At 65.4% G+C, this 7,643-nt stretch carries 4 protein-coding genes; all 4 read left to right on the top strand.

Going from position 1 to position 7,643, the window contains the following annotated elements:
* Window positions 1-2,139: DNA polymerase I (gene polA / locus ACT6Y9_RS07005; RefSeq protein ID WP_443744001.1), on the top strand; the 2,139-nt coding region annotated here is incomplete at its 5' end.
* A gap of 249 nt (window positions 2,140-2,388) precedes the next feature.
* Window positions 2,389-3,900 (top strand): C69 family dipeptidase, encoded by a 1,512-nt coding sequence (locus ACT6Y9_RS07000; RefSeq protein ID WP_443744000.1) that lies wholly within the window; start codon window positions 2,389-2,391, stop codon window positions 3,898-3,900.
* Between the two features lie 185 nt (window positions 3,901-4,085).
* Entirely contained in the window at window positions 4,086-5,504 is a 1,419-nt protein-coding gene (locus tag ACT6Y9_RS06995; protein WP_443743999.1) for an alanine/glycine:cation symporter family protein, read from the top strand.
* A gap of 425 nt (window positions 5,505-5,929) precedes the next feature.
* Window positions 5,930-7,564 carry an ammonia-forming cytochrome c nitrite reductase subunit c552 gene (locus ACT6Y9_RS06990; RefSeq protein ID WP_443743998.1) on the top strand — a complete coding sequence of 545 codons (1,635 nt, stop codon included), beginning with the start codon at window positions 5,930-5,932 and terminating at the stop codon, window positions 7,562-7,564.
* Window positions 7,565-7,643: the final 79 nt, after the last annotated feature.

Raw genomic sequence — 7,643 nt, 5'->3', positions numbered from 1 at the left:
ACGATGAAGGGGAAGATCGGCGAAAACCTCCGCGCGGGGCTCCCCTTCCTCGACGAAGCGAAGGCACTCGTCACCGTGAAGTGCGACGCCGCGCTTCCGGGCGTGGCGTCCGTCGCCGACCTGCAGTTCCGCGCGGCCGACGAAGCGGCGCTCTCCGCCTTCAGCGCCCGCTGGGAGATCTCCCGCGGGTCGCTCGCGCGCGCCGAGGCGCCGCTCGCGGGCAAGACCGCCGCGCCCGAAGCCGGCGCCCTCAAGACCAACGCCAAGGTCCCGGCCGCGGTGAAGCGCCCGGCTGCGCCCGCACCCGAGCTGCCCCGCGAGGCGGAGAAGTTCGACGAAGCCTGGGCGAACCCCGACGAGACGCCCTTCACCGAAATCGAGGACGCCGAAGGTCTTGCGGCGCTCCTCACGGAGCTCAACGCCGAGCGCAGCGAACCCGTCGGCATCGCGCTTCTCTACGACGGTGCGGCGCGTCACGCCGACCTCGGGGGCTTCGGCTTCGCGCTCACCCCGAAGGACGTCTTCGTCGCGCAGTCCTCCGCGGCGCTATCCGTCGCGAAGATCCTCGAGACGCTCCGCCCCTGGTTCGAGTCCGACGTGCCCAAGATCTTCCACGACGGGAAGTCGGCGCTGCACGCCCTTCTCGCCCAGAAGGTGACGGTGGGCGGGCGCGTGGACGACGTGATGCTCATGGACTACACGCTCGAAGCCCATTTGGGGCACGAGCTCGCGCAGATCGCCGCGCGCCTCTTGAAGCGCCGCCTGCCGAGCCGCGACGAGGTGTTGGGCAAGGGCGCCAAGCGCAGCTCCTGGCGCGAGGTGGAGCCCGCCGCTACCGCGGCGCTCCTCGCCGAAGAGGCGGCCGCAATCCGCGCCGCCGGCTCGGTGCTCCACGCGCGGCTCGCCTGTGAAGGGCGCCTCGAATCCGTCTACGAAGAGATCGAGCGGCCGCTCCTCCCGGTCCTCTTCCGCATGGAGAACACGGGGATCAGCCTCGATGCCGCGCTCCTCAAGACCGAGTCGACGGAGTTGGGCGCCCAGATCGAGCAGCTCGCCGCCGACGCTGAGAAGGCCGCCGGGCACCCCTTCAATCTCTCGTCCCCGAAGCAGCTCGCGCAGATCCTCTTCGTCGAGCAGGGGATTCCCGTCGTGAAGAAGACCGCCTCGGGGTCGCCCTCGACCGACGAGGAGGTCCTCACCGAGCTCGCCCTCGACTATCCGCTCCCGAAACTCATCCTCGAGCACCGGCGCCTGACGAAGCTGCGGAGCACCTACCTTGACAAGCTCCCGACGATGGTGGACCGCGACGGGCGCATCCACACGACTTTCGGGCAGGCGGTGGCCGTCACTGGACGCCTTGCGAGCTCGGACCCGAACCTGCAGAACATCCCGACCCGCACGCCTGAGGGGCGGCGCATCCGCGAGGCCTTCGTGCCGCGAACCGGCTGGTCGATCGTGGACGCGGACTACTCGCAGGTGGAGCTGCGCATCATGGCCCACCTCTCGCAGGACGAGGGGCTCCTTTCGGCCTTCGCGCGCGGCGAGGACATCCACCGCTCCACCGCCTCCGAGGTCTTCAACGTGCCCCTCGACCAGGTGACGCCCAACGAGCGCCGCATGGCGAAGGTGATCAACTTCGGCCTCATCTACGGCATGAGCGCCTTCGGTCTTGCGCAGCAGATGGGGCTCGACCGCAAGGTCGCGCAGAACTACGTGGACCAGTACTTCCACCGCTTCCCCGGCGTGAAGCGCTACATGGAGAAGACCCGGGCGCTTGCGGCCGAGCAGGGCTACGTCGAGACCGCCTTCGGGCGGCGCCTCTGGGTGCCCGACATCCGCGCCTCGCGCCCGATGGTGCGCGCCGCCGCCGAGCGCGCCGCGATCAACGCGCCGATGCAGGGCACGGCCGCCGACATCATCAAGCGCGCGATGATCGCCGTGGACGCGTGGCTGCGCGGTGAAGGCCTTGAGTCCCGGCTGCTCCTTCAGGTCCACGACGAACTCGTGGTCGAGACGCCCCCTGAGGAGATGGAGCGCGTGAAGACGAAGCTCCCCGAACTCATGGCCGGCGCGGCGACGCTCTCCGTTCCCCTGATCGCCGAGGTGGGCGTCGGGAAGAACTGGGGCGAGGCGCACTGACGGGGGCCGCCCCGGAGGCGGACGCCGAACGTTCATGCGGAAGAAGGACGCCGGGAGGAAGAACTCCCGGCGCCCTTCGGCGCTTCAGGGGTTTGGGCGCAGGGAGCTTGCGCTCTGGAACCGCACCTCTCCGCTCCTCCCGCGCTTTTCGTCGGGAAACTCCTCAGGGAAGCGGCGGGAGCTCCTCCATTAAGCTTCGAAGGCGCCTAAGACAAAGTGCCTAGGCTACGCCAATGGAGATAAAAAAGAATGAAGTTCAAGTCCCTGAAAAAGACGCTCTTCGCCGCGGTTCTGTCCGCCGCGCTTTCCAGTGCGGCTCTTGCCTGCACGACGATCCTCGTGGGGTCGGAAGCGACCGACGATGGTTCGTATCTCGTCGCCCGCAGCGTGGACTACCGCGCCTTCTACGCCGAACACATGATGAACATGCCCGCGACGAAGGGCGTGAAGGGCATGTTCCGGGCGAAGGATCACGGGGGTTCGAACGCATTTGAATATCCGCTCCCTGAGAACGGCCTGAGCTACACGAAGGTCGCGGACTTCGATACGGAGCTCAACGGGGCGACGGGCTTCAACAGCGCGGGCGTGGGCATGTCCGCGACGGAGTCGATCTATGCAAGCGACCATGCGCTCAAGTTCGACCCGTACAACGAGGAGTCGGGCTTCCTTGAGGAAGCCGTGATCGACGTGGTGCTCCCGCGCATCAAGAGCGCGAAGGAAGGCGTCGAGCTTGTCGGCCGCATCATCGAGCAGATCGGTGCGGGCGCCGGCATGGGCATCGCCTTCGTGGACAACAAGGAGCTCTGGTATCTCGAGACCGGCACGGGGCATCACTGGATGGCGGTCAAGCTTCCCAAGGACGTCTACTTCGCCTCGGCGAATCAGGGACGGCTGCAGACCTTCAAGGCGGGCGACCCCAACTACATGTCGAGCAAGGGCATGATCGAGTTCGCGCAGAAGAACGGCCTCTACGATCCCAAGAAGGACGGCGACTTCAACTTCAGCAAGGCCTTCTGCCGCGACGACTCGCGCGACCGCACCTACAACGACCCGCGCGTCTACCGCATCCAGAAGCTCCTCTCGCCCGAGCTGCAGCTGAAGCCTCAGGAGGGCCGCAGCTTCCCGGTCTTCGCCAAGCCCGCAGAAAAGGTGAGTCCCGAGCGTCTGATGACGCTCATGCGCGACCACTATCAGGACGGCGACCTCGCGCAGCACGATCCGTATTCGAAGGGGCTGCGCGGCGACGAGCCCTTCCGTCCGATCTCGGTCTTCCGCACGCAGTGCACGCACGTGATGCAGGTGCGTCCCGACCTTCCCGAAGCGATCGGTCATGTGAACTTCATCTCGATGGGCATGGCGGACCTCGGCGTCTACATCCCGTTCTATCAGGGCCTCAAGGCCTTCCCGAAGGACTTCTCGATCGGTACGGACCAGGCCGACAGCGACTCGGCGTACTGGAAGTTCAGAAAGGTGCAGACGCTCGCGATGATGGACTACCCGACGCTTGCGCCGATCGTCCGCGAGCGCTACGCGGCGTATGAAGCCGACGTGACGAAGCGCATGGAGGCTTTTGAAGCCGACTACCTGAAGGTCGTGAAGACCGACGCGAAGAAGGCCGACAAGATGCTTCAGGACTTCAACCTCAAGGTGATCCGCGACGCACAGGTTGTGACGGAGAAGCTCCACAACGAGCTCTATTCGGTTGCGACCCGCAGCGTTCAGGAGAAGGTCTTCTTCAAGAACGCGAAGAAGATGGACTGATGATGCCCCCGCCTCCCGGAGCTGCAGCCTTCCGGGAGGCCCTGGACCGTCCTTCGCCCGCAGCGGAAGAAGAAATCCAACTCCCCGCACCAGAGCGGTGCACCGATCGTTTTTGTTACAATTCCGGGCTTTCCCTTAGGCGGCAAGGCCTGGAATCAACCAAAAAAAACGGGAGAAGCACGCAATTGGCATTTCTTGACAGCATCGTCTCGGCGATAAACGACGTCCTCTGGTCCTACGTCCTCATCATCCTGCTCGTGGGTTGCGGCATCTGGTTCACGCTCCGCACGGGATTGGTGCAGCTGCGCCACCTCGGCGAAATGTTTCGCCTGATCGGCGAAGGGGCCTCGAACAAGCCCGAAAAGGGGCACATCTCCACCTTCCAGGCCTTCTGCGTCTCCACGGCCTCGCGCGTGGGCGTCGGCAACATCGCTGGCATCGCGCTCGCCGTGACGGTGGGCGGTCCGGGCGCGGTCTTCTGGATGTGGGTGATCGCGATCCTCGGCGCCGCCACGGGCTTCGTCGAATCGACGCTCGCGCAGGTCTACAAGGCCCCGCGTCGCCACGGCGGCTTCGTCGGCGGCCCCGCCTACTACATCGGCAACGCCCTGGGCTCGCCCTTCTTCGCCACCGTCTTCGCGGTGCTGATCGCCGTCACCTACGGCCTCATCTTCAACTCCGTGCAGGCTAACACCATCGCGCTCTCGCTCAAGGCCTCCCTCGACGTGAATCCGATGATCACGGGCGTGGTGGTTGCGGTCCTCACATGGCTCGTGATCTTCGGGGGGCTCACGCGCATCGCGCGCGTCGTGGGCTGGCTCGTCCCGCTGATGGCCGGCGCCTATCTTCTCGTCGCCGGCATCGTGACCTTCATGAACATCTCCGCCATTCCGGCCGTCCTCACCCTCATCGTGAAGAGCGCCTTCGGGCTCGACGCGGCGATGGGCGCCGGCGTGGGCGTCGCGGTGATGACGGGCGTGAAGCGCGGCCTCTTCTCGAACGAGGCGGGCATGGGTTCGGTGCCCAACGCCGCGGCCACGGCTGATGCGACGCACCCGGCCAAGCAGGGCCTCGTGCAGGCTTTGGGCGTCTTCGTCGACACCCTCATGGTCTGCATGTCCTCGGCGATGATCGTGCTCCTCTCGCCCGACTGGCAGACGGCGGGGATCACCGGGATCGAACTCGCGCAGCATGCGCTCGCGGGGCAGCTCGGCGAGTGGACGAACATCTTCATGACGGTGATCGTCCTCTTCTTTGCCTTCAGTTCGATCATCGGCAACTACTTCTACGGTGAAGTCAACATGGACTTCATCAGCCGCAAGCCCATCGCCAACAAGATCTACCGCCTCTGCGTGGTGGTGATGGTGCTCTTCGGGGCCGTGGCGAGCCTCTCGCTCGTCTGGAGCCTCGCCGACCTCTTCATGGCGCTCATGGCGATGCTCAACCTCGGTGCGATCCTCCTGCTCGGCAACATCGCCTTCATCGTGCAGAAGGACTACTTCGCGCAGAAGCGCGCCGGCGTGAAGGAGCCCGAGTTCGACCCGGCGATCCTCCCCTCGACCCGCGGCATTCTCGCCTGGCCGCGAGGCAAGTTCGACGCCTGACGCCGAATTCGTCTCCGGCGGCGGGAGAGCGGCGCTCAAGCGCCCGATCCCGCCCGAATCCATCCCATCCGACGCCCGCCCGAGCACTCCGCCCGGCGCGGGCGTCGGCGCATCGGGCGCACCGATTCGCCCGCCTCCCCCTCACGGATCAGCTGGGGGGCCGGGTTTCTACGAAGGGTGGGGGTTGAAATTAACCCTTAAGGAATATCAAACCTTCGAGAGCTGCTCCGAACCGCTCGGTTTTCTAAGGGAGAGGGGAGTTGAGAACGTCTCTCAACCCCTCTCCGGGACCTCCCGTCGTGGGTCTTTAAGTGAGGCTTAAGCAAAAATAAAATTTGACGCATAAAGAAACACTTAGCTACGAACTCTCCCGCGCCCCGCCTGCGAAGACGCAGGGAGAGCCCATCCGAAAGGAGACCCCCACCATGACCACGCGCCATTGTCTGACGGCCGTCGCCGCCGCACTTTTCTCCCTTGGACTCGTCGGCGCCGCCAACGCGGCCGACCTCTCGAGCTGCACGACCTGCCACTCGAACATCACGAAGAGCCACACCGGCAGCCAGCACAAGGCCGTCGCCTGCACGTCCTGCCACACCGGGCTTGACGAGCACCTGAAGAAGCCCACGGCCCGTCCGACCGTCAACATGGATCCGGCCAACTGCGGCGCATGCCACACGCTCCAGTACCAGTCGCTCTTCAAGGACGACGGCCGTTCGGCGCGCCAGTCGAAGAAGGCCGCCAACGGCCCGGCGCCCGACCCGTTCTTTGATCGTGCGCTCGGGGCGCACGGCTTCACGAAGGAGCACGATCTGCCGCGCGCCCACACCTGGATGGTGATCGACCAGTTCATCGTCGACCGCGCGTTCGGCGGCCGCTTTGAGCCGAAGGACGGCTGGCTCTACGCGGGTCTTGAGGGCGGGAAGTCCTACAAGGCCTGGGACGTCCTCAAGGACAACTATCCGGACAACAACACCCAGAAGGCGCACAAGCCCGGCACCGCCGCCGCGGGCAACGCCGTCTGCTGGAGCTGCAAGTCCACCGACCTGATGCTCGACTGGGCCTACATGGGCGACAAGGTCGAGGGCGCGACCTTCAACCGCGCCTCGAACCCGGTCGAGGTCGTGCGCAAGGTGAACCACGCGCTCAACTGCAACTTCTGCCACGATCCGCACACCGCGCAGCCGCGCATCGTCCGCGACGGTCTGATCGACGCCGTCACGCGTGACAACAAGGACGTGCCGAGCGTCTGGAATTCCGTCGCCGCCCACAAGACCAAGGTGGACGTGCAGGACTTCGGCGTGCGCGGCTTCACCCGCAAGGTGGGCTACCTCGCCAAGCCCGACGCCAACCTGATGTGCGCTCAGTGCCACGTCGAGTACGTCTGCAACCCGGGCTTCAACGCCAAGACGGGTGAGAAGGTGGGCTTCGACAACCGCTGGACGAACCTCTTCCCGTTCGTCAACGCCGACCAGATCGAGGAGTACTACGAGAAGGTTCCGTTCCGCGACTTCAAGCACAACGTGACGGGCGCCGGCCTCGTGAAGATGCAGCACCCGGATACGGAAACGTACTTCGGCTCCGTGCACGACAAGATCGGCGCGGACTGCGCGACCTGCCACATGCCGAAGGTGAAGGACGAGAAGACGGGCAAGACCTACACGCTCCACTGGGCCACTTCGCCGCGCCACTACATGCAGGAAACGTGCCTTACCTGCCACAAGGACAAGACCGAAGCGCAGATGAACAAGGTGATCGACGCAATGAAGGGCCACTTCGATGGCAAGGTCCGCGAAGCTGAATCGCGCATGAACGACATGTTCGACGCCTTCGACCTCGCGATCGCCAACGGCGTCGATCAGAAGACGCTCGACGAAGCCCGCAAGCTCCACGCCTCCGCCCACATCAACTGGGAGTACTGGACGGCTGCGAACGGCGCGTACTTCCACAATCCCGATGAAGCCTCGCGTTCGCTCGCCAAGAGCGCCAAGGCCGCTTCCGACGCCGCCGCGCTCCTGAGGAAGGCGGTCGCCGAGAAGGCGAAGGCCGCCGCCGCGAAGTAACCGGCAGGAATGAGGGCGGGCTCTCCCCCACGGGAGAGCCCACCCCCGGACCGACCGGAAGGAAGGGGACGATTCCGAC

The sequence above is a fragment of the Sutterella sp. genome (assembly GCF_052272535.1).
Lineage (GTDB): Bacteria > Pseudomonadota > Gammaproteobacteria > Burkholderiales > Burkholderiaceae_F > Sutterella.
Note: the sequence above shows the minus strand (reverse complement) of the source record. Positions and strands in the feature narration are given on the sequence as shown.

Coding starts and splice junctions, on each gene's coding strand:
- ACT6Y9_RS07000 (WP_443744000.1), top strand. CDS start 2,389: ATGAAGTTCAAGTCCCTGAAAAAGACGCTCTTCGCCGCGGTTCTGTCC.
- ACT6Y9_RS06990 (WP_443743998.1), top strand. CDS start 5,930: ATGACCACGCGCCATTGTCTGACGGCCGTCGCCGCCGCACTTTTCTCC.